17 protein-coding genes, 1 tRNA gene and 1 riboswitch are annotated in these 19130 nt (G+C 44.0%); of the genes, 14 read left to right on the top strand and 4 right to left on the bottom strand.

The window, feature by feature from the left end; all coding sequences use genetic code 11:
- Window positions 1-29 precede the first annotated feature (29 nt).
- A riboswitch (TPP riboswitch) is annotated at window positions 30-122 on the bottom strand.
- 200 nt (window positions 123-322) lie between these two features.
- The 5 genes from BMW86_RS03155 (at window position 323) to BMW86_RS03135 (ending at window position 3562) form a co-directional block, all read left to right on the top strand.
- Window positions 323-754 (top strand): single-stranded DNA-binding protein, encoded by a 432-nt coding sequence (locus tag BMW86_RS03155; RefSeq protein ID WP_089778886.1) that lies wholly within the window; start codon window positions 323-325, stop codon window positions 752-754.
- Between the two features lie 111 nt (window positions 755-865).
- Window positions 866-937 (top strand) — tRNA-Met (locus BMW86_RS03150).
- 95 nt (window positions 938-1032) lie between these two features.
- Complete coding sequence (era, locus tag BMW86_RS03145; RefSeq protein ID WP_089778885.1) at window positions 1033-1899, top strand: GTPase Era; 867 nt, start codon at window positions 1033-1035, stop codon at window positions 1897-1899.
- Between the two features lie 53 nt (window positions 1900-1952).
- Complete coding sequence (gene der, locus BMW86_RS03140; RefSeq protein ID WP_089778883.1) at window positions 1953-3269, top strand: ribosome biogenesis GTPase Der; 1317 nt, start codon at window positions 1953-1955, stop codon at window positions 3267-3269.
- 83 nt (window positions 3270-3352) lie between these two features.
- Entirely contained in the window at window positions 3353-3562 is a 210-nt protein-coding gene (locus BMW86_RS03135; RefSeq protein ID WP_089778881.1) for a hypothetical protein, read from the top strand.
- Window positions 3563-3672: 110 nt separating this feature from the next.
- Here the strand turns inward: BMW86_RS03135 and BMW86_RS03130 are convergent, their stop codons facing one another.
- Complete coding sequence (locus BMW86_RS03130; RefSeq protein ID WP_089778878.1) at window positions 3673-5277, bottom strand: S41 family peptidase; 1605 nt, start codon at window positions 5275-5277, stop codon at window positions 3673-3675.
- 209 nt (window positions 5278-5486) lie between these two features.
- On the opposite strand from BMW86_RS03130, the gene BMW86_RS03125 reads away from it, so the two are divergent.
- The 8 genes from BMW86_RS03125 to BMW86_RS03090 all read left to right on the top strand — a co-directional run bounded on the left by BMW86_RS03125 (window position 5487) and on the right by BMW86_RS03090 (window position 15085).
- Window positions 5487-6329 carry an N-acetylglucosamine kinase gene (locus BMW86_RS03125; RefSeq protein WP_089778876.1) on the top strand — a complete coding sequence of 281 codons (843 nt, stop codon included), beginning with the start codon at window positions 5487-5489 and terminating at the stop codon, window positions 6327-6329.
- 17 nt (window positions 6330-6346) lie between these two features.
- Complete coding sequence (murQ, locus tag BMW86_RS03120; RefSeq protein WP_089778874.1) at window positions 6347-7159, top strand: N-acetylmuramic acid 6-phosphate etherase; 813 nt, start codon at window positions 6347-6349, stop codon at window positions 7157-7159.
- 107 nt (window positions 7160-7266) lie between these two features.
- Complete coding sequence (locus tag BMW86_RS03115) at window positions 7267-7830, top strand: hypothetical protein (RefSeq protein WP_089783536.1); 564 nt, start codon at window positions 7267-7269, stop codon at window positions 7828-7830.
- A 117-nt stretch (window positions 7831-7947) separates the two neighbouring features.
- Window positions 7948-8628: a succinate dehydrogenase cytochrome b subunit gene (locus tag BMW86_RS03110; protein ID WP_089778871.1), complete on the top strand. Its 681-nt coding sequence runs from the start codon at window positions 7948-7950 to the stop codon at window positions 8626-8628.
- Window positions 8629-8647: 19 nt separating this feature from the next.
- Window positions 8648-10621: a fumarate reductase/succinate dehydrogenase flavoprotein subunit gene (locus BMW86_RS03105; RefSeq protein WP_089778869.1), complete on the top strand. Its 1974-nt coding sequence runs from the start codon at window positions 8648-8650 to the stop codon at window positions 10619-10621.
- A gap of 35 nt (window positions 10622-10656) precedes the next feature.
- Window positions 10657-11421, top strand: coding sequence for a succinate dehydrogenase/fumarate reductase iron-sulfur subunit (locus tag BMW86_RS03100; RefSeq protein ID WP_089778867.1), 765 nt, complete (start codon window positions 10657-10659; stop codon window positions 11419-11421).
- Window positions 11422-11539: 118 nt separating this feature from the next.
- Window positions 11540-12922, top strand: a complete 1383-nt coding sequence (locus BMW86_RS03095) for a Gfo/Idh/MocA family protein (RefSeq protein WP_089778865.1) — start codon at window positions 11540-11542, stop codon at window positions 12920-12922.
- 105 nt (window positions 12923-13027) lie between these two features.
- Window positions 13028-15085 (top strand): S9 family peptidase, encoded by a 2058-nt coding sequence (locus BMW86_RS03090; RefSeq protein ID WP_218149106.1) that lies wholly within the window; start codon window positions 13028-13030, stop codon window positions 15083-15085.
- Window positions 15086-15177: 92 nt separating this feature from the next.
- On the opposite strand, the gene murI is transcribed toward BMW86_RS03090, so the two are convergent.
- Window positions 15178-16014: a glutamate racemase gene (gene murI / locus BMW86_RS03085; protein ID WP_089778861.1), complete on the bottom strand. Its 837-nt coding sequence runs from the start codon at window positions 16012-16014 to the stop codon at window positions 15178-15180.
- Window positions 16011-16679 carry a carbonic anhydrase gene (locus BMW86_RS03080; protein ID WP_089778859.1) on the bottom strand — a complete coding sequence of 223 codons (669 nt, stop codon included), beginning with the start codon at window positions 16677-16679 and terminating at the stop codon, window positions 16011-16013. Before BMW86_RS03080 ends, murI begins: the two co-directional genes overlap by 4 nt.
- 107 nt (window positions 16680-16786) lie before the next feature.
- On the opposite strand from BMW86_RS03080, the gene BMW86_RS03075 reads away from it, so the two are divergent.
- Complete coding sequence (locus tag BMW86_RS03075) at window positions 16787-18433, top strand: ABC-F family ATP-binding cassette domain-containing protein (RefSeq protein WP_089778857.1); 1647 nt, start codon at window positions 16787-16789, stop codon at window positions 18431-18433.
- Window positions 18434-18492: 59 nt separating this feature from the next.
- Here BMW86_RS03075 and BMW86_RS03070 read toward each other — a convergent pair whose 3' ends face one another.
- Window positions 18493-18891 (bottom strand): response regulator, encoded by a 399-nt coding sequence (locus BMW86_RS03070; RefSeq protein ID WP_177189138.1) that lies wholly within the window; start codon window positions 18889-18891, stop codon window positions 18493-18495.
- Window positions 18892-19130: the final 239 nt, after the last annotated feature.

Here is a 19130-nt window from a genome sequence, read left to right as displayed (position 1 = left end):
GTTGCTTATTTATTTTCCGGGTAAGGAAGAGATTGTTCGCTTACCTTTCCTGATCAGCATTACCTGGTCAGGTTCAACGGGTCTGATCTCAGCCTGATAGTAAGGCACCCCGAGGTGAAGCCGGCAGTAGTAATATTTGCGTAACGTACGCAACTCCGGTTTCCAATGCAAAGGTATAGCTGCTGTTGTTAAAAAGAGAAAATATTTTTGCGGGTGTAAAAAATTATTTAATTTCCCTATACAAATGGATTTATTGATCCATCTATATCTCCCCGTTCGAACTTCCGCTTTTTATTGTTAACCATTTATCAATTTAATCAGTATGATCAAACTTCAGTTCATTGGTTATCTGGGGCATGATGCTGTCCGGAAGGAAGTAAACGGCACACCATTATTGAGTTTCAGTGCTGCGCACACGCGCAGGTTCACAAATCAGCAGGGGGAGAAACATGAACAGACTACGTGGGTAGACTGTTCCTTCTGGAAACAGTTAAATGTGGCTCCTTATCTTACTACAGGTAAGCAGGTGTACTTAGAAGGAACACCTGGTGTGGAATCTTATGTTACTAAGGCAGGAGAACCTATGGCAAGATTAAAACTGTACGTAACAAGACTGGAATTATTGGGAAGTCTGAACGACGAATCTCAAAAGTATGGTGAGGATTTATCCTCTAAACATGGAGATTCTGGTCTTCAGGAAGACATGACTGTGACAAATGAAACCGCCTCTGAGGCAGAGGATCTTCCATTCTAAAACTGGCAGACCCCGCTACAACTGCTGTGGTGGCTGATAGCGGGGGCTGCATTTAAATTCTCTTAAAAAGATTTGGTAGAGATTATTTTTCTCTTATCTTTGCACCCTCATTGCGAGGTAGAGCAGAGGTAGCTCGTCGGGCTCATAACCCGAAGGTCAGAGGTTCGAATCCCCTCCTCGCTACAAAAACATAGCACTAAAAGAGCCGAAGTGATTCGGCTTTTTTTATTTCAGGAAGTTCCGGAAATTTGTGAGGATTGCTATAAAAGGTAGAATACATGCACAAAGCAGGATTTGTAAATATTTTTGGTAAGGCTAATGCAGGCAAAAGCACCCTGATGAACGCTCTGGTGGGTGAGAAGCTGGCTATTGTGTCCCCAAAGGTGCAAACCACGCGGCATCGTATTACCGGAGTGGTATCCACAGTAGATTACCAGATCGTATTTTCTGATACACCCGGTATTATTGATCCCAAATACAGGCTACACGAAAAGATGATGGGTGCGGTAAAATCTGCTCTGGAAGATGCAGATATCGCCATGCTGATGATGGACGCGAGGGACAACGTTGCAGAGAACCTGGAATTGTTTAGCTCATTAAGATTAAAAGCCACCTGTATCCTTGTTGTAAACAAGGCAGACCTTCTGAAAAAGGAAGCGCTGGATGAAGTGATAAAGCAATGTGAAGCATGGGGTAAAGCCGAAGTAGTGGCTATTTCTGCACTAAAGAAAGACGGAATACCAGCGTTGCTCGAACGCATAGTAGGTCTGTTACCGGAAAGCGAAGCGTTTTACCCGGATGATACGTTAACTGATAAGTCTACACGGTTCTTTGTTGCAGAGATGATACGGGAGAAAATCTTCCATCTTTTTGATGAAGAAATTCCCTACCATACTGCCGTAGCCGTTACACAGTATCAGGAGAAAACAACGCTGATCAAAATAACAGCGGAAATTATCGTTACAAGAGAAACACAGAAAGCAATTATACTTGGTGATAAAGGGTCTTCTATTAAAAAGATAGGCACCTTAGCCCGCCAGGATATCGAAAAGTTTGTGGGTCAGAAAGTATTCCTTGAATTGTTTGTGAAAGTTCGCAACAAGTGGCGCGACAATGATATTTATTTAAAGGAATACGGTTATTAGTCAATTTTCAATGATCAATGCCTGTCATTGATCATTCGCAATTTTTAAATGTTATGTCAGGATTTACAGTAGCAATCGTTGGTCGTCCTAATGTGGGTAAATCTACCCTGTTCAACCGTTTGCTGGAACAGCGTAAGGCAATTGTGGATGATGTTAGCGGTGTAACACGCGATCGGCAGTACGGTATTGCTGACTGGAACGGGAAGTCGTTCAACGTAATAGACACCGGCGGATTTGTGCCGAGAAGTGAAGAAATATTTGAACGTGAAATACGCAAGCAGGTGCAGACAGCCATGGAGGAATCCAATCTGCTGCTTTTCATTTGTGATGTGGCTACCGGTATTACCGATCTGGACCAGGAAATGGCAAATGTATTACGCCGTTCTTCCAAACCGGTTTACCTGGTGATCAATAAAGTAGATAACAGCAACCGCATGCTGGAAGCAACAGAGTTTTACAGCCTGGGCTTCGACAAAGTATTCTTTATCTCCTCTATGAGCGGCAGTGGTACTGGTGAATTACTTGATGAAGTAGCTGCTGGTATCCCTGAAGATGAACAGGCATTACCCGGTGATGATGCAGTACCAAAATTTGCGATTATCGGTCAGCCAAACGTAGGGAAATCATCTTTACTGAATGCACTGATAGGAGCGGAACGTAACATCGTTTCCGATATTCCCGGAACTACACGTGATACCATTCACACCCACTATAAATTATTCCAGAAAGAGTTCATACTGATAGATACAGCGGGTATCCGCCGTAAAGCGAAAGTACATGAAGACCTGGAGTTTTATTCCGTTATCCGTGCCATTAAGGCAATGGATGAAGCAGATGTATGTCTCTTGCTGCTGGATGCCACACAAGGTATTACAGGACAGGATCTTAACATCTTCAGTATGGCAGGCCGTAAAGGAAAGGGCCTGGTAGTACTGGTGAATAAATGGGACCTGATAGATGATAAGGGTACTAATACTGCCCGTGATTATGAAAAGGAACTGAGAAGCCGCCTGGCCCCATTCAGTAATGTACCTATCATTTTCACCTCTGTTACCGAAAAACAGCGCATATTCAGGGCTATTGAAGAAGGGCTGCGTGTATATGAAAACAGGAAGCGCAGAATCGCTACTTCTAAACTGAATGAAGTAATGCTGAAAGCAATTGAAGCATTCCATCCACCGGTAGTAAGAGGTATCGCAATTAAAATTAAGTATGTAACGCAGTTACCTACACATACACCTGCATTTGCATTCTTCTGTAATCTGCCAGATGATGTAAAACAACCGTATAAAAATTACCTGGAAAATAAAATCCGTGAGAATTTTGACTTCGAAGGTGTGCCTGTGAGGCTGTTTTTCAGGAAAAAATAAAAATATTGCCATATTGTCAGCGCTAAGGGCTTTCATAATTAAAAATATCTATATACCTTTGCGCTTCTTTAAAACATTAAAGCATGAAAAAATTATTCTTCTTAGCAGCTGCTGCTGGTATCTTCTTTGTAGCTTGTAACGGTGGTTCTTCAGAATCAACTACTGACTCTACTGCTACTGCTCCTGCTGTTGACACTGTAGCTGCTCCAGCTGTGGATACTGCTGCTGTTGTTGCTGATACAGCTGCTGTTGTAGCTGATACTACTGCACCTGCTACTGAAGCAAAACACTAATCTGTTTTGTCAAGTTATAAGCCGCATCGTGAAAACGGTGCGGTTTTTTTATGCTAATAGAAAAAGGGTTGATCATTGATCAACCCTTTTTCTACTTATATCAGTATATCTTATTTCTCTGTTTGTAAAATTCCCACGGCTTTCTTCACCATTTCATCATCCTTATTCATCGATTCATAAAAACCTTCATAACTCCATATCTGACGTGCCAGTAATGCTTTCAGACGGGTTCTGATTTCTACTTCATCATGTGGTTTAATGGTTTCAATACCGCGTACGCTATCTTTTGCTGCAAAGTTTTTATATGCATTATAGATATCGTTGTTCAGCTCAAACTGTTTGCTGAATACACCTGCATCTTTATATCCCTTGAACTGATCTCTGTGTGAGTTATAATACTGATAAGCAAAGTTGCTGAAAGTACTGCGTGCATACATGCTGGCAATTACGTTAGAGAAACGGCTGGTATCAAAAGGTATAAATACATCCGGAGTGATACCACCGCCGCCATAAACAACTCGGCCTTTCGCTGTTTTATATTGTACCGTATCCAGTTGTTTGATACTGTCTTTGTTTACAAACTCACCATGATTGAAACGATTCATGATGTCTTCATCATATGCTTCACGGCCATTTGCATAAGACTTCTGTATACTTCTGCCGGAAGGCGTATAGTAACGGGCTACAGTAAGGCGTAAAGCACCACCATTACTCAGGTCAAATTGTTCCTGTACCAGTCCTTTTCCGAAGGTACGGCGACCAATAATAGTACCGCGGTCCCAGTCCTGCACCGCACCTGCTAATATTTCACTGGCACTGGCAGAACCTTCGTCTGCAAGAATCGCCAATGCTCCTCTTTCAAAGAGACCTGGTTTTTCGCAGTCGTAGTCTGTACGTGGGTAGCTTTTGCCTTTGGTGTAGAGGATCAGTTTATTATCGTCCAGCAGTTCATCTGCAATACGGGTAGCCGCATCCAGATATCCACCCGGATTCTGACGCAGGTCTATCACGAGTTTAGTCATGCCGGTCTTTTGCAGTTTACGCATCGCCTCTATAAACTCCTGGTAGGTAGTACCTGCGAATTTGCTGATTTTGATATAACCTATTTCGGGAGTGATCATGTAGCTGGCATCCACGCTGTACAAAGGAATCACGCCACGGGTAATCTGGATCTGCTGTATTTTCTGCTGGCGCAACATGCTGATCACCACTTTGGATTCTTTAGGTCCGCGTAACAATTTGCGGATCTTATCTGCGGTGATGCCATTACCGGCTACCAGGGAATCGTTGACTTTAATGATCTTATCGCCTGTTTTCACTCCGGCAGATTCTGAAGGACCGCCAGCGATTACAGATATTATGTTTACAGTATCAGCGGTAATATTGAATTCGACACCAATACCCTGGAAAGCACCATCCAGATCTTCATTCACTTCTTCTACATTGGAAGGCGGGATGTAAACGGAGTGGGGGTCCAGGTGGCCTAACAAGCCTTCGATGGCTTCCTGTTGGAGATCAGCTACCTGTAAGGTATCAACGTATTTCACTTTGAGGAGGTCCATCACTTCCTGCAGGGGACCCTGAGGAGCTCTGCTGAACAGCAGTGTCTGTGCTCCTGAGTTGGATCCGGGCATCTGATGTCCCAGGTACATACCCAGCGCCAGCACTATTGCAAATAAAAGAGGTAAAAAAACATTCAGTTTCCTGTTCAACATAGTATCAGTATTGAAAAATAGCCTGCAATAAGTAACCTGCGGCTAATTTTGACAGCATTTGTATATGTAATCCCGTTTTGTTTAACTTGTGGCAAAAATAGTATAATAAGTTTATGGATTGAAGTTTGACATTGGATGTTTGAATAACGTATCTTCAAATGGCAAAAACCAAACATTAAAGGTTAAACCTCACCTACAACAGATATGTCATGAAAATTAAACTTATAGCGGATAGCGGGGGCAGTAAGGCTGATTGGAGTTTGGTGGCCGGCGATCAAAGCTGGCACTATAAAACACTGGGAATAAGCCCCTATTTCCTGGATGCAAAGCAGATACAGGAACTCCTGGAAAAGGAACTCCTGCCACAATTACCCCCGGAGCTTAAGATAGACGAAATATTTTATTACGGTACCGGCTGCCTGCAGCCTAAAAGCGTACTGATAATGCAAACGGCTTTAAAAGCTGTGTGGCCATTGGCTGCTGTGGATGTAAAACACGATCTCATGGCTGCTGCCAGGGCATTGTGCGGCAGAGAACCCGGTGTAGCCAGTATCCTGGGTACAGGTGGTAATTCCTGTTATTACGATGGTAAAGAGATCGTGAAGAACAACCCCGGACTGGGTTTTATCCTGGGAGATGAGGCCAGTGGCGCTTATCTGGGTAAAAAGCTGTTGCAGTTGTATATGTATAAGTCGTTCGACGAAGAGCTGAGAGCCCGTTTTGACGCCCAGTACAATACCAATAATGACGAAATCCTGGAAAATGTGTACCGTAAGCCAATGGCGAACCGTTACCTGGCAGGCTTTGCACCTTTCCTTTCAGAGAACAGGGGACATTATCTGATCGAGAATATCCTGGAAGATAGCTTCAATGAATTTTTCTTTAACCATATTTATAAATACAGCGAGAGCTGGACGCACCCACTGCACTTTACCGGTAGCATAGCCTGGAATTTCCAGGATGTATTGAAAGAACTATGTGAACTATACGAGTTGCAGCTGGGCAAGATATTGCGTAGTCCCATGGAAGGGTTGATCGCATATCATCAATAAATCCAAATTTAAACCTGATGTCTTTCACGAGAGTAACCGAGGAAACTTCACACTACCGTCATTTAGAGAAAATGAGTGTGCAGGAAGTCCTGAGCAATATCAACAAAGAAGATAAAACTGTACCGGAGGCTATAGAAAAAGTATTGCCTCAGATAGAAAAGCTGGTAACAGCCATTTCAGATAAAATGCTGGCCGGCGGCCGTTTATTTTACCTGGGAGCAGGTACCAGCGGCCGTTTGGGCATTGTGGACGCCTCTGAATGCCCGCCTACTTTCGGCGTGCCTCATGGGCTGGTAATAGGACTGATTGCCGGTGGCGATGCTGCTATCCGCAAGGCAGTAGAATTTGCCGAAGACGACAGGGAGCAGGGCTGGAAAGATCTGCAGGAATGTAACATCACTGAAAAAGATGTGGTAGTAGGTATTGCAGCCAGTGGAACCACTCCATATGTAATAGGGGCTTTGCAGAGATGCAGAAGGGAAGGTATTATCACGGGCAGCATCTGCTGTAACCCGGGAGCGCCTTTGTCTGACGAAGCTGATTTTCCGATAGAAGTGGTGGTAGGTCCTGAATTCATTACCGGCAGCACCCGTATGAAAAGCGGTACTGCACAGAAGCTGGTGCTGAATATGATTTCTACGGCAGTGATGATACAGTTGGGAAGGGTAGAGGATAATAAGATGGTGAATATGCAGCTGAGCAATGATAAGCTGGTAGACAGGGGAGTGAAGATGCTGATGGAGAAATTGTCGCTGACAGATTATGAAGAAGCGAAGAATATGTTGCTGAAAGCAGGCAGTGTGAGGAAGGCAATTGAAGCTTATATATAGGTACGAATTTTTTCAGAAACGCCACACTACTATTTTTTGATTTTTATATTGAAATTTGTGAAAACATACATCCCGGAAGGCCAATTTCCCGGATAAATATGATTTTCATGCATAATATAGAACCATTTTATAACTGGCGTCATTTATATACATCTGAGGAAGATGAGCAATCACCTTTCTTTGGGAGAGAGTACAGTGAGTTTCAGTATGTCAATACTGTGTATAATTATTATATCCATCCTCAGTGGGATGAATTTGGCTCCCGTACCTTGTATAGTAAAATCCTGTTTGTAGACTATCAGTTCAATTTTGCCATTATCGAATTATTAGGAGAGTGGAATGATTGTATCGAGAATGATATCATGACCCTGAAAAGGGATGTCATAGATATAATGACTGCAAGTGGTATCAATAAGTTTATATTAATTACCGAGAATGTAATGAACTTTCACTCCTCTGATGATTGTTATTATGAGGAGTGGTGGGATGATATCCGCGATGAAGGCGGGTGGATTGTCAGTTTAAACATGCCGGAACATACCCGGCAGGAATTTGAGAGGGCGCATATTGATAATTATGTAAATCTGCTGGATGTTGATAAATGGCGTACTTTCCAGCCCCAGCACCTATATAATCTGGTAGATAACCTTATGATAAGAAGGTTAGAGTAGTTACATGTGGTGAAAAACTGAGAAATATCATTTGCTTTTTACTTTTCCTGCGTTAAATTTGCCCGATATATTCGAAATATTATCATATCATCTTTTAGGAAGCTTAGAATTTTAGTTATGAAGTGGTCACAGTTTTTTAATACCTCTATCGGTAAGAAATTATTAGTGGGTGCTACCGGCCTGTTCCTTTGTAGTTTTATAATTGTACATCTGGCTGGTAATTTCCAACTGCTTTACAACGATGGTGGTAAGGCTTTCAATGCATATGCTGCCTTCATGGGGCATAATGAGATTATCCAGCTTATCGCCTGGGGGCTTAAGATCGCGATCCTTCTCCACGCTTTCATTGCATTACAGCTTACCTTCCGCAACAGGGCTGCACGTCCTGTAAAGTATGCTGTTAATCCCGGTAATCAGACATCTTCCTGGTTTAGCCGTCAGATGGCTATTATGGGTAGTATCCTGCTGATCTTCATTGTTATTCACCTGGCTGATTTCTGGTGGAAATTCCACTTTGGAGAGATTCCAACACAAAATTACGGCGGAGAAGAGCCTTTGAAAGATCTCTACACTGTTGTACAGGTAGCTTTTAAAGAGTTGTGGATAGTAGTACTGTATGTGATCGGTATGATAGCCCTGTCCTTTCACCTGATCCATGGTTTTAAGAGTGCTTTCCAGACATTTGGTCTGAATCATGTAAAGTACAATGGTCTTATCAGTTTTGTAGGAATATGGCTGTTCGGGATACTTATCCCTGTTGGCTTTGCTATTATTCCTGTGGTAATCTATTTCAAATAATTCAGTAAAGTAAGGATATATGTTGGACTCAAAAATTCCTAAAGGTTCATTAGGAGCGAAGTGGGAAGATTATAAGGGGCATTGTAAGCTGGTAAATCCGGCGAACAAGCGCAACATGGAAATAATCATTGTGGGTACAGGTTTGGCAGGTGCTTCAGCGGCAGCTTCTCTTGCAGAATTAGGCTATAAAGTAAAAGCTTTCTGTTTTCAGGATAGTCCCCGCCGTGCGCATAGTATTGCTGCACAGGGAGGGATCAATGCTGCTAAAAACTACCAGAACGACGGTGACTCCGTGTTCCGTTTGTTCTACGATACTGTAAAAGGTGGCGACTACCGTGCGCGCGAAGCCAATGTGCATCGCCTGGCAGAGGTAAGTGGCAATATTATAGACCAGTGTGTGGCACAGGGTGTTCCCTTTGCCCGTGAATATGGCGGATTACTCAGTAACCGCTCTTTTGGTGGTACACAGGTACAGCGTACGTTTTATGCTGCAGGCCAGACAGGTCAGCAGTTATTATTAGGCGCTTACTCTGCACTGGAACGCCAGATTGCATTAGGTAATGTAACAATGTACAGCCGTCATGAGATGCTGGACATCGTTAAGATAGATGGTAAGGCCCGTGGTATCATTGCGCGTGACCTCATCACTGGTAAGCTGGAACGTCATTCCGGTAATGCTGTATTATTATGTAGTGGTGGTTACGGTAACGTATTCTACTTATCTACCAACGCGATGGGTTCTAACGTAACAGCTGCCTGGAAAGCTACCCGTAAAGGTGCTTTCTTCGGTAACCCCTGCTATACGCAGATCCATCCTACCTGTATCCCTGTTTCCGGTGATCACCAGTCTAAGCTGACGCTGATGTCTGAGTCACTGCGTAATGATGGTCGTATATGGGTACCTAAAAAACAAAACGACAATCGTAAGCCTTCTGATATTCCTGAAAACGAAAGGGATTATTACCTGGAAAGAAGATACCCTGCCTTTGGTAACCTGGTACCACGTGACGTGGCTTCCCGCGCTGCCAAAGAAAGATGTGATGCCGGTTATGGTGTAGGTAGCTCTAAACAGGCGGTATACCTGGATTTCGCTTTCAACATGGAACGTTATGGTAAGATTGAAGTCAGCAAAAGACAGATCTCCAACGCATCCCATGAAGAGATCATGAAACTGGGTAAAGAAGTGGTAGCTGAGAAATACGGTAACCTTTTCGATATGTATGCAAAGATCACCGGTGAGGATCCTTACGCGGTACCAATGCGTATTTATCCTGCAGTACACTATACAATGGGTGGCCTGTGGGTGGATTATGAGCTGATGACCTCCGTTACCGGTCTGTATGCACTGGGAGAAGCTAACTTCTCTGATCACGGTGCTAACCGCCTGGGTGCTTCTGCACTGATGCAGGGGCTGGCAGATGGTTACTTCGTAATCCCTTACACTATGGGTAATTACCTGGCAGATGATCTCAAAACGAAAGATATCCCTACCGATTCACCTGAATTTGTGGAAGCAGAGAAGGCAGTACAGGCCGATATTGACAAGCTGATGAACATCAAAGGCACCAAGTCTGTAGATCATTTCCATAAAGCATTGGGTAAGATCATGTGGGATAAGTGCGGTATGGCGCGTAACGAAAAAGGTCTGAAAGAAGCCATCGTGGAAATCCAGCAGCTGCGTGCAGAATTCTGGAAAGATGTGCGTGTACCAGGAACTGCCAACGAATTTAATCCTGAACTGGAAAAAGCTGGCCGTGTGGCTGACTTCCTGGAACTGGGTGAGCTGATGTGCGTAGATGCACTGAACCGCCGCGAATCCTGTGGTGGTCACTTCCGCGAAGAGTCTCAGACAGATGAGGGAGAAGCATTACGTAATGATAATGAGTTCAGCTATGTAGCTGCCTGGGAATATAAAGGCCCAAGCCAGTTCGAGCTGCATAAAGAAGAGCTGGTGTTTGAAGAATGTAAGCCAACACAGCGCAGTTATAAATAAGATACCGGTTTATTCACTACAATAATTGTCCAACTATGGAACATTATAATATGAATCTCACACTCAAGGTGTGGAGGCAGAAAAATACAGATGCTCAGGGAAAGTTTGAAACATATCCGGTTTCGGGAATTTCATCAGAAATGTCCTTCCTTGAAATGTTTGATGTGCTGAATGAGAAACTGATCAATGAAGGCAAAGAGCCTATCGCATTTGATCACGATTGCCGCGAGGGCATCTGCGGTGCATGTTCCATGCACATCAATGGTCGCGCTCATGGTCCATGGGCTGCTACTACTACCTGTCAGCTGCATATGCGTGCTTTCAAGGATGGTGATACCGTTACCGTAGAACCATGGAGAGCTGCATCTTTCCCGGTAGTAAAGGACCTGACTGTAGACAGAGGTGCTTTTGACCGTATCATCGAAGCCGGTGGTTATGTGTCAGTAAATACCGGTAATGCACAGGATGCCAACAGCATACTGGTACCAAAGGATCAGTCAGACGAAGCTTTCGCTGCTGCTGCCTGTATCGGTTGTGGAGCCTGCGTAGCTGCCTGTAAGAATTCATCAGCGATGCTGTTCGTATCTGCCAAGGTTTCCCAGCTGGCTTTACTGCCACAGGGACAGCCTGAAAGAAAGAGCCGTGCACTGAATATGATTGCACAGATGGACAAGGAAATGTTCGGTAGCTGTACCAATACCGGTGCATGCGAAGCGGAATGTCCTAAAGAGATCTCCCTCACCAACATCGCACGTCTGAACCGCGAGTTTATCTCCGCAGGGTTCACATATGAGAAATAGTTGTTGAACACAATATATTGAAAGAAGAACGCCTGATGCAAACCGCATCGGGCGTTCTTCTTTTTGCGTTAAAGTGTTTATATTGTATTAAAACCCACAGTTCTCAACCCATAACGTTATGACAAATAATTCCCGTAGAAAATTCATCCGCAATCTTGGCGGTACTGCAGCTTTGCTGGGTGCCAGCTCACTGGCCACTTTAGGAAAAGAACAGGTTCATATCCTGCAACCCGGCAAACCACCTTCTTCCACAGATAAAATCCGCCTGGGCTGTATAGGTATGGGCATTATGGGCTTTGGCGATGTACAGACCGCCATTAAAGTACCTGGTGTGGAATTCGTAGCAGCAGCAGACCTTTATGATGGCCATCTTACAAAAGTAAAAGAGGTGTATGGCGATAAGGTCTTTACTACCCGCGATTACCGCGAACTGCTGAACAGGAAAGACATAGATGCCGTGATTATCGCAACCCCGGACCTGTGGCATGATACGATTGCCATTGCCGCCATGGAAAAAGGAAAGGCTGTCTACTGCGAAAAACCTATGGTGCAGCAGATAGAAGAAGGACATCAGGTGATAGCAGCCCAGCAGCGAACCAAAGCTGTATTCCAGGTAGGCAGCCAGCGCGTAAGCAGTGTAATGCTGGCAGAAGCACGTAAACGCTACCAGGCAGGTGAAATAGGGCAGCTGAACATCGTAGAGGCCCGTATGGACCGTCATGATGCGCTGGGAGCGTGGCAGTATTCTATTCCACCAGATGCTTCGCCTAAAACCATCGATTTCGATACTTTCTTAAAAGATACGGCCAAAGTGCCTTTTGATCCTACCCGCTTTTTCCGCTGGCGTAACTACCGGGCCTATGGCACCGGCATTCCCGGTGATCTGTTCGTACACTTGATCTCCGGTTTACATTTTATTACCGGCTCTATGGGGCCGGAACGCGTGTATGCCAGTGGTAACCTGGTAGAATGGAAAGACGGCCGGGATGTACCGGATGTAGTGGTCGCTATTTTCGATTACCCTGCAACAAAGGAGCATCCTGCATTTCAGATGACGCTTCGGGTGAATTTCGCAGATGGTGGTGGCGGTGGTGAATTTACCCGCCTGATAGGTACGGATGGTGTGATGGAACTGGGCTGGAATGATTTCAAGATCAAGAAACATAAGTTGTCTGCTGCTCCCGGTTATGGTGGCTGGGATACCTACAATACTTTCCCGAAGGCGATGCAGGAAGAGTATGTAAAGCAATACAAAGAGAAGTATAGTGAGGAACAGCGTAAACCGGCACAGGTATCTGAAAGTAGTTATGCAGCGCCTAATGGTTATGACGATCGCTACGATCATTTTGTTAATTTCTTTGAGGCGATGCGCAATGGGAAACCCATTGTGGAAGATGCTTCTTTCGGGTTGCGTGCAGCAGGACCGGCATTACTTACCAATGAAAGTTATTTCAGAAAAAAAGCAATCAACTGGGACCCTGTTAAAATGAAGATAGTGTAGTACATTCGTAACCTTAACTAATAAGCACCTATGAGGAAATCCGCTGCATTTTGCATGATATTGTCAGGCATGAGCCTGTTTGCCTGTAAGGAAAAAAAACGAGTTATGTCAGAGGAAGTAATAACGATTACGCCCCCTGTGGCGGAGAAAGTAAAGAAGGAATTAACGGTGAACGGGGATACCCGCATAGATAATTACTACTGGATGAATGACAGGGAAGATCCTAAAGTGATCGCTTATCTGAAGGCTGAAAATGCCTACCTGGATACGATGACCCAGTCATCCGCAAAGTTGCGTACAAAGTTATATGAGGAGATGAAAAGCCGCATCATGGAAACTGATGTGAGTGTGCCTTATCTGAAGGAAGGATACTACTATTATTCACGTTATGAGCAGGGAAAGGAATATCCTATCTATTGTCGTAAGAAAGGCAGTACAGAAGCGGCGGAAGAGATCATCCTCAATGTAAATGATCTTGCCAAAGGACATAGTTACTACCAGGTAGGCGCTATGACCGTGAGCCCGGATGGACAATGGCTGGCTTATGGTGTAGACACCGTGAGCCGCCGCAGATATGTGATTCATATCAAGAACCTGCAGACGGGAGAATTACTACCGGAACTGATTGCAGAAACATCCGGTAATGTGGCCTGGGCCAGTGATAATAAAACGTTCTTCTATACAACGAAAGACACGAGTACTTTACGTGAAAATAAAATCTTCAGACATCTGGCCGGTACTAAAGCCAGTGATGATCAGATGGTGTATGAAGAGAAGGATGAGACTTATTCTATCGGTGTTTCCAGGTGTAAATCCGGGAAGTATATCATGATAGAAAGTGGCAGTACTTTATCTTCTGAATACCGTATTCTGGATGCTTCCAAACCTACTGCTGCGTTTAAAGTATTTCAGCCCCGTCAGAAGGATATGTTGTACAATATCGATCATCAGGATGATCATTTTTATATTGTTACCAACTGGGATGCTGTGAACTTCCGGCTGATGCAATGTCCGCTGGATAAAACAGAACGCAGTAACTGGAAAGAAGTCATTCCTCACCGTGCAGATGTATTACTGGAAGGGTTAGATCTTTTCCGTGATCATATGGTGTTAAGTGAACGTTCAAAAGGTCTTACACAACTGCGTGTGATCAATACCCACACACATGAAGACCATTATCTTCATTTCGATGAACCGGCTTATGTAGCAGCTACTTCTGTCAATCCTGAATTTGATACCAAGGTGCTGCGTTACTCTTATACTTCTATGACTACGCCTGTATCCACTTACGATTATAACATGGATACAAAACAGAGCGAACTGCGTAAAAGACAGGAAGTATTGGGTGGTTATGATCCGAAGAATTACGTAACGGAACGGATATACGTAACTGCAAGGGATGGCGCGAAAGTACCGGTATCTATTGTGTATAAAAAAGGTTTCGAAAAGAATGGTAAGAAGCCCTTATTGCTTTATGGATACGGTTCTTACGGGCATAGTATAGATCCTACTTTCAGCTCTAACCGTCTTAGTTTGTTAGACAGGGGATTTGCTTATGCTATTGCACATATCAGGGGTGGAGAGGAAATGGGAAGACAGTGGTATGAGGATGGTAAGCTGTTTAAAAAGAAAAACACCTTTACAGATTTTATTGATTGTGCTGATTATCTTGTAGCGCAGCATTATACAGACAGTGCACATTTATATGCGATGGGTGGTAGTGCCGGTGGCCTGCTGATGGGTGCTGTAGTGAATATGCGTCCTACATTATGGAATGGTGTGATTGCAGCAGTTCCTTTTGTAGATGTGGTGACTACTATGTTAGATGAAAGTATCCCATTAACGACTGGGGAATTTGATGAGTGGGGTAATCCTAAGAAGAAAGATTATTATGATTACATGAAATCATATTCTCCTTATGATAACGTCATTGCACAGGCCTATCCGAATATGCTGGTGACAACAGGTTTGCATGATTCACAGGTGCAATACTGGGAGCCTGCAAAGTGGGTAGCGAAGTTACGTGAAGTAAAAACAGATCATCATTTACTGTTATTGCATACCAATATGGAAGCGGGGCATGGCGGGGCTTCCGGAAGGTTTAAACCTTTGGAAGAGATAGCAATGCAGTATGCATTTCTGATAACATTGGAAGGCAAATAATCTAGTTTTATTTTGGGGTGCAGGGCGAAGCCCTGCAAAATCCCTTTACTTTTTTTGTGATGGTGCGGAGCACCATCACAAAAAAGTTTTAATCAGCAATTAGCTCCTACAGCTACATCTAATTTCTCCGTCTTCACTGTAGCGCCGAAGAATATATTCGTCAGCTTTTCAAATATCTGCGGATCATCAGTGGTATAAAATTTCTGCTCACCGTTTTTACTTAAACGTGTTTCCATTTCTGAATGGCGGTGTAAATAGTCTTTCAGACTATGAGCTACTATTTTACCCTGAGACAATAAAGTAATACCACCTGGTAAATGCTGTTTTATTTTTTTAGTGAGAATAGGATAATGTGTGCAGGCTAATACCAGTGTATCTATATTTGGTGCATCAGTCAATATCTGATCTAAATACTTCTTTACAAAATAGTCTGCCCCATCACTATCTGCTTCATTATTCTCAATCAATGGTACCCACATAGGACAAGCCAGTTGATGCACCTTTACCTCCGGGAAGAATTTCCGGATTTCTATAGGGTAAGATTCTGAGGTAACAGTGCCCTGAGTCGCCAGAATACCCACCTCTCCGGTCTGTGTCAGTGTGCCTACCATTTCGGTAGTAGGGCGTATCACGCCTAATACGCGTCTGTCCGGCGCAATATGCGGCAGATCTTTCTGCTGAATAGTACGCAGGGCTTTGGCAGAGGCTGTATTGCAGGCCAGGACCACCAATGGGCAGCCCATTTTAAACAAATGCTGTACACATTCCAGTGTGTAGGCATGAATAGTTTCAAACCCCCGGTTCCCATAAGGCGCACGGGCATTATCACCTAGATAGATGTAATCATACTGCGGAAGCTCCGCAATAATCTCTTTCAAAACTGTCAGTCCCCCGTAGCCGGAGTCGAATATACCAATCGGGCCCGTCATTTGCTGCCTTTTTTCCTCATGAGTCTCCCGGTACCTGTCAGGTCATAGATTTCCTGTATTTCATGCAGGACTTTTTCAAAATCTATCTTCAGGTCTATTAATTCTCCGTTATGAATATCATATACCCAGCCGTGTACGGTAGGGAAGTGGTTGGCGAGGTAAGACTGCTGTACGGCAGCTGTTTTGATCACATTTACGCATTGTTCCTGTACATTCAGTTCTACCAGGCGGTTGTACTGGGCGTGCTCATCTTCGATGGCATCCAGTTCTTCCTTATGCAGGCGGTAAACATCCCGGATATTACGCAGCCAGGGGTTCAGCAGGCCCAGGTCTTCAGATTCCATGGCAGCTTTTACACCCCCGCAATTGTAGTGCCCGCATACGATAATGTGTTTTACCTGCAGGTGGCGGACCGCATAATTGATCACAGACATGACGTTCAGGTCTATGTTATTCACCAGGTTGGCGATATTCCGGTGAACGAAGACTTCTCCGGCATCCAGTCCCATGATCTCGTTGGTCGGTACCCGGCTGTCGCTACAGCCTATATACAGGTAATCCGGTTTTTGTTCCAGGGCTAATTTCTCAAAGAATTTCTCATCTGTAGCTGTTTTGGAGGCTACCCAGCGCTTATTATTCTCAAAAATCTCGTTGTAATCTGTCATGGGTGTGGTTTTGTGAACATTCAAGAAGTTAAAGATAAGGAATATGGCAGGTATCTATAAACTAGTAAACATTTCGTAACTTTGCGCCTTAAATTTCTTTAGCCAGCATGATCAGTGTTAAAAACGTATCGCTCTCTTTCGGAAAAAGGGTATTGTTTGACGAAGTTAACCTCAATTTCTTCAAAGGCAATTGTTATGGAGTTATCGGAGCCAATGGAGCCGGTAAGACAACCTTCATGAAAATCTTATCAGGAGAAATCGAGCCCAGCAAGGGCAGTGTGGAAATCACCCCTGGTGAGCGTATGAGCGTACTGAAACAGAACCACTTTGAATTTGATGAAGTTACGGTATTGAATACCGTGCTGATGGGTAATAAAAAACTGTGGGATATAGCCAATGAAAAGGACGCTATATACGCAAAGGAAGACTTTACAGAGGAAGACGGGATGCGTGCAGGTGAACTGGAGGCAGAATATGGCGAAATGGGCGGTTATACTGCCGAAAGTGATGCCGGAGTACTGCTGGGTGACCTTGGCGTAAGTGAGGAGTTGCACGGGCTGTTAATGAAAGATCTGAGTGGTAGTTTGAAAGTGCGTGTACTGCTGGCACAGGCCCTGTTCGGTAACCCGGATATCCTGCTGCTGGATGAGCCTACCAACCACCTTGATGTGGAAACCATCGGCTGGCTGGAAAACTTCCTGGCAGATTATGAGAACATCGTAATAGTTGTATCCCATGACCGTCACTTCCTGGATGCTGTTTGTACGCACGTGGCAGACGTTGACCGTACCAAAATCCAGATTTTCTCCGGTAACTACACCTTCTGGTATGAAACTTCCCAGTTAATGGCCCGCCAGATAGCTGATAAGAACAAGAAGATGGAAGATAAGCGTAAAGACCTGCTGGACTTTATCGCCCGGTTCAGTGCCAATGCTTCCAAGAGTAAGCAGGCTACTTCCCGTAAGAAAGCCCTGGAAAAACTGGTTATCGAAGATATCCAGCCTTCCAACCGTAAATATCCTGGTATCATCTTCAAGCAGCAGCGTGAAGTAGGTAACCAGATCCTGAATGTGGAGAAACTGGAAAAGATAGTAGATGGAGAGAAGCTGTTCAGCAATGTGAGCTTCAGCGTGAACAAAGGCGATAAGATCGCTTTCCTGTCTAAAGATCACCTGGCGCTGTCCACTTTCTTTGAAATCATCAATGGTGAACAAAAGGCTGATGGTGGTAAATACGAGTGGGGAACTACCGTAACCACTGCTTTCCTGCCAAACGATAATGCGAAATTCTTCGAGGATAAGTCAGTAAACCTGATGGATTGGTTACGCCAGTTCGTTCCGCCACATGTAACCGATGTGGATGAGCCGTTCCTGCGTGGATTCCTGGGTAAGATGCTGTTCAGTGGGGAAGAGATCATGAAGAAGACCAGCGTACTGAGCGGTGGTGAGAAAGTACGTTGTATGACCAGCCGCATGATGCTGCAGGACCCTAACGTAGTGATCCTGGATGAACCTACGAATCACCTTGATCTGGAATCTATCCAGTCATTCAACGAAAGTATGATCAACTTTAAAGGAGTGGTGCTGTTTACAACGCATGACCATACCTTTATGCAATCTGTGGCTAACCGTATTATAGAAATTACACCGAAAGGGGTGATAGACAGGCTGACCACATTTGATGAATACCTGGCTGATGACAGAGTGAAAGCCCTGAGAGAGGAAATGTACGGAGAGAGAGTACCGGTACAATAATATAAGTACAACAAAATACTAAATGGTCAATTGCAGCAATGCAATTGGCCATTTTTCATTTATGCCAGGCAGTCGGTAATTTGTTTCACTTTAACGGGATCCAGCGGTTTGGTAATGTAAGCCATTAGTTCGGGTGTACGTTTTACCTTCTGCATATCCCTCATATCCATTGAGGAAGAGCACATTATGATAGGGATCTGTTGCTGCAGGCTGCCTTTGATGTCCCGGTAGGCATCAATAAAGTCCCATCCGTTCATTCGCTGCATATTCATATCGAGGATGATAAGGGAGGGAAGTGAACACAATGGCAGATGTTGCAATTGCTCTATAGCATCCTCAGCACAAAGAAAAGAAGTCACTTCCAGACGCTCCGTCTGTTGTTCAAGCATCTTTTTCAGAATGAAATGAAATATTTCATCATCGTCTACGACGTACACCTGCTTAGAGTTTTCCTGCATAATTTGCTTCCTGTATTTTATCTCTGATAATAACATTCAAAAGCGCAAGGGGGTCAATTTAATACATATATGCAAACGTATGCATGCCCCGATTCACATAACTACGAACTTTTAGATGCAAGGATCTGTATAATAAAGTTACATGCAAAGAAACACTAATTAAATATATTTTTATATATGAGTTTTTCACAATAACTAATCATTAACAAAATGATATTTTTATTATCTATTTCATTGTT

The organism is Chitinophaga sp. YR573 (genome assembly GCF_900110995.1).
Lineage (GTDB): Bacteria > Bacteroidota > Bacteroidia > Chitinophagales > Chitinophagaceae > Chitinophaga.
Note: the sequence above shows the minus strand (reverse complement) of the source record. Positions and strands in the feature narration are given on the sequence as shown.

Excerpts from the sequence above, each read along its gene's own strand:
- BMW86_RS03075 (WP_089778857.1), top strand. The coding sequence starts at position 16,787 with ATGATCAGTGTTAAAAACGTATCGCTCTCTTTCGGAAAAAGGGTATTG.
- BMW86_RS03070 (WP_177189138.1), bottom strand. The coding sequence starts at position 18,891 with ATGCAGGAAAACTCTAAGCAGGTGTACGTCGTAGACGATGATGAAATA.
- murQ (WP_089778874.1), top strand. The coding sequence starts at position 6,347 with ATGTCTTTCACGAGAGTAACCGAGGAAACTTCACACTACCGTCATTTA.
- BMW86_RS03135 (WP_089778881.1), top strand. The coding sequence starts at position 3,353 with ATGAAAAAATTATTCTTCTTAGCAGCTGCTGCTGGTATCTTCTTTGTA.
- BMW86_RS03105 (WP_089778869.1), top strand. The coding sequence starts at position 8,648 with ATGTTGGACTCAAAAATTCCTAAAGGTTCATTAGGAGCGAAGTGGGAA.
- BMW86_RS03130 (WP_089778878.1), bottom strand. The coding sequence starts at position 5,277 with ATGTTGAACAGGAAACTGAATGTTTTTTTACCTCTTTTATTTGCAATA.
- der (WP_089778883.1), top strand. The coding sequence starts at position 1,953 with ATGTCAGGATTTACAGTAGCAATCGTTGGTCGTCCTAATGTGGGTAAA.
- era (WP_089778885.1), top strand. The coding sequence starts at position 1,033 with ATGCACAAAGCAGGATTTGTAAATATTTTTGGTAAGGCTAATGCAGGC.
- BMW86_RS03155 (WP_089778886.1), top strand. The coding sequence starts at position 323 with ATGATCAAACTTCAGTTCATTGGTTATCTGGGGCATGATGCTGTCCGG.
- BMW86_RS03095 (WP_089778865.1), top strand. The coding sequence starts at position 11,540 with ATGACAAATAATTCCCGTAGAAAATTCATCCGCAATCTTGGCGGTACT.
- BMW86_RS03125 (WP_089778876.1), top strand. The coding sequence starts at position 5,487 with ATGAAAATTAAACTTATAGCGGATAGCGGGGGCAGTAAGGCTGATTGG.
- BMW86_RS03110 (WP_089778871.1), top strand. The coding sequence starts at position 7,948 with ATGAAGTGGTCACAGTTTTTTAATACCTCTATCGGTAAGAAATTATTA.
- BMW86_RS03080 (WP_089778859.1), bottom strand. The coding sequence starts at position 16,679 with ATGACAGATTACAACGAGATTTTTGAGAATAATAAGCGCTGGGTAGCC.
- BMW86_RS03090 (WP_218149106.1), top strand. The coding sequence starts at position 13,028 with ATGTCAGAGGAAGTAATAACGATTACGCCCCCTGTGGCGGAGAAAGTA.
- BMW86_RS03115 (WP_089783536.1), top strand. The coding sequence starts at position 7,267 with ATGCATAATATAGAACCATTTTATAACTGGCGTCATTTATATACATCT.
- murI (WP_089778861.1), bottom strand. The coding sequence starts at position 16,014 with ATGACGGGCCCGATTGGTATATTCGACTCCGGCTACGGGGGACTGACA.
- BMW86_RS03100 (WP_089778867.1), top strand. The coding sequence starts at position 10,657 with ATGGAACATTATAATATGAATCTCACACTCAAGGTGTGGAGGCAGAAA.